The organism is Citrifermentans bremense R1, from assembly GCF_000426865.1.
GTDB lineage: Bacteria > Desulfobacterota > Desulfuromonadia > Geobacterales > Geobacteraceae > Geomonas > Geomonas bremensis.
The window spans coordinates 1-2718 of the sequence record NZ_AUGE01000073.1; the positions used below are offsets into that span (position 1 = coordinate 1).

Sequence of the window (2718 nt, forward strand, 5' to 3'; positions counted from 1 at the left end):
CCTTGTCATCGTAGAAGATGTCTCTTTTCTCGATGCCGCGGGCGATTACATGCTGAAGCAGACCTTCGATGTCTATACGGGCGGCTCTTGGCATGCCTTAAGCTTAATCTATTAAGTCAGGAACTCAATCAACTCAACAACGTCCCCCTCGGGCACTGACGCTTTGGGGCATACCGAGGACAATTCAGAGCGGTGGTCTTAACATGGATGCAGATCACCTGATGCAGGTAGTAAAGGCAAAGGATGGAAATGGGGATATCGTTAGGCAGTATATGCTTACCAGTGGCACTGCATCATCTGTACTCGAGCATCGCTTGCCGGAACAACAGTATTCTACACCAGACAATCCAGTGCAAGGCATCAGCACTATAAAGGCACTTAAGATAGCCAATGACCAAGGAGTACCAATATATACCATCGATCAAGAAAACCTCACCATAATTCTGCCACAATTACAAATTGGGCAGCAAGTGAAAGATGATATTCAAAATGCTGTCAATTCTGGGAAAGTAGTTACAGTTTCCAAAACAAATATTAGTTTAAATGGATGGAGTGGGTGTGGTTACATCATCTCGGATCCTGATACTGGAGCAGGCGCTTACATGATTAGTGGTGGATCAAATGGTGCTGCATTGATAGCTGCTTATATTGGCATCTTTGCTTTGCAACTAGTTTTGGCATTGACATTTACGGGCTGGCTGGCTGTTTTTATTATTCCAATAGTTATTGCGTTAATACAAGTAGCAATGACTATGTATATAAAATGGATGTATGACATGGACTACAGAATGTCTGACAAACAAATAAAGGCAGTAATATTTGATATAGCATTGCAAATGGTTTTAGGACCAGCATTAAAGGTGACCGGTGAAGCTGTAAAGAGCACTATGAGATCGCTAATGTACGGAATTCTTACGCTCATGGGGATGGTGCCAGATGAATACATATTCTTTTACGTAAAATTTAATAATTTTAAGTCTTATTCTTTGAGGCTGGTTGAGAAGGAGCCAATATCATGAGATCGATGATTAAAAGAAAGATTTTGGACAGCGAAGAAATCTATCGCATAAACTCTGTATTTCCAAAGTACAAGGCGGGAGTCGTCTACACTTATTACTTTTTGCTAGCTGTTGCTTGCATTGTTGCAATAGTAAGCGCCTTGAAATATATGCCAAAAGAACTGGCATTATTTATTATCACCATTTTAATAATGTCGTTTGTCGTATTATGTTTTACATTTAATAGGTTGTTCTCTCGCGGAAATCCACTTGTATTCACTAAGACAGGTATCTATCTTGAACCATTTATTTATGAATCTTGGGGGGATATTTGTGGATTTTCATTTAAGAGATACGATGGTATCTTCCGAACAACATTAACAACCAAAGGTTGCGGCATAACCTTGCTGATTTATAACATAGGACCTAATCAAAGAACTATAAATTTAAGAGGACAATCCTTTACAACTACTAATGGGATATTCTTTGATGATAGCCAGATCGAAAGTATAGAGTGCTTATTTAATGCCCATGGCATTCAAAGAAGAATATTAAGTGACGAATTATAGTTTAAGCAGGTTGTTGAATCACAGGGGACGAGGGGAACGCTGGTCAGGTTGTTTAGTTACTGCGGGTTGTGCTTCGGCGGTATGGCCGATGTCATGGAAAAGGTCAGAAAACTTCGGATCTGTTCGATAGTTTAGGTGCTTGCTCTGGAGGGCATGTGTTTAAAGGTAAATTTGTTTCCTGCTGTTTATGTGTTGCCGCCTTTCTTTTCGTTGCTGTAGCCCACGCCCAAGTACCACAGGTTGCCACCGGGTTGACCTACCTTTCATCGTCTCAAAATGCCGATGGAACTTGGAGTAACAGCACCTCGACGGTCGATGCAACCGTGGCTACTGTTGCTGCTCTTGATACCTTGAAGCTGCTGAACGAGTCGGGTAGCTCTGCTTATTCTGCCGGCATTGCCTGGCTTCAGGGGCAGTCGCCGCAGTCGGTCGCTTATACGGCAGATAGAATCAGAACTCTAGCCCTTGGCACTGGTAGCCTCGATCCACTCATGAACGCTCTTGACCAACTCAAAGGCGCCTGGGGTGGGGGAGAGGGTTATGAGACTGATATCCTTGACACCGCGATTGTTCTTCAGACGCTGAGGTCGACCGATTACGCGGATGTGACGGTTACCAGCAAGGCGCTGGCCTATCTCACCGCTAACCAGAACCCCGATGGCGGCTGGGGCTTCACCAAGGATGATGAAAGTAGCGTCTTCATCACAGCTCACGTTCTCTCCACGCTGTCCCTGTTCAAGTCCCAGTACATCATGGACCAGCAGCTAAAGAATGCTGCTATCTTCCTCCTCTCAAAGCAAAATCCCGATGGCAGCTTCGGGTCTGAGGGGTCCACTACGTATGAGACGGCTCTAGCCTCCATCGCCCTTATCGAGAGCGGGCAGGGGAGCGTACAGGCTCTCCAAACTGCCGTTGCCTACCTCGGCTCGGACGAGGGCGGACGAGGGGGACGTAGTTGAGTTCGTTGAGTTGCTTCAGCCAATGGCGTGTAGGATAGGCATTTTGTCGTAGAGAACTTCACCTCTTTTTGCTGCCAAGACTATTCCGGGGAGGGGACCCGCCGTGTCAAAATAGTTGTCGCCTCAATAGCTCACCTGTAAACTGCGGGCGGAGGAGGCAATCACATGGCTCGATACTCACAAGAATTCAAA

The 2718-nt window shown here is 45.3% G+C and carries 3 protein-coding genes; all 3 read left to right on the top strand.

The genetic code is table 11. The features are described 5' to 3' along the window. Nucleotides 1-203 precede the first annotated feature (203 nt). The 3 genes from K419_RS23935 (at nt 204) to K419_RS0118825 (ending at nt 2526) form a co-directional block, all read left to right on the top strand. Entirely contained in the window at nt 204-1019 is an 816-nt protein-coding gene (locus K419_RS23935; protein ID WP_198013133.1) for a hypothetical protein, read from the top strand. Next, nucleotides 1016-1567, top strand: coding sequence for a hypothetical protein (locus K419_RS23740; protein WP_156912258.1), 552 nt, complete (start codon nt 1016-1018; stop codon nt 1565-1567). The genes K419_RS23935 and K419_RS23740 overlap by 4 nt, the downstream gene beginning before the upstream one ends. Nucleotides 1568-1722: 155 nt before the next feature. After that, complete coding sequence (locus tag K419_RS0118825; protein ID WP_026842895.1) at nt 1723-2526, top strand: prenyltransferase/squalene oxidase repeat-containing protein; 804 nt, start codon at nt 1723-1725, stop codon at nt 2524-2526. Nucleotides 2527-2718: the final 192 nt, after the last annotated feature.

Excerpts from the sequence above, each read along its gene's own strand:
- K419_RS23740 (WP_156912258.1), top strand. The coding sequence starts at position 1,016 with ATGAGATCGATGATTAAAAGAAAGATTTTGGACAGCGAAGAAATCTAT.
- K419_RS23935 (WP_198013133.1), top strand. The coding sequence starts at position 204 with ATGGATGCAGATCACCTGATGCAGGTAGTAAAGGCAAAGGATGGAAAT.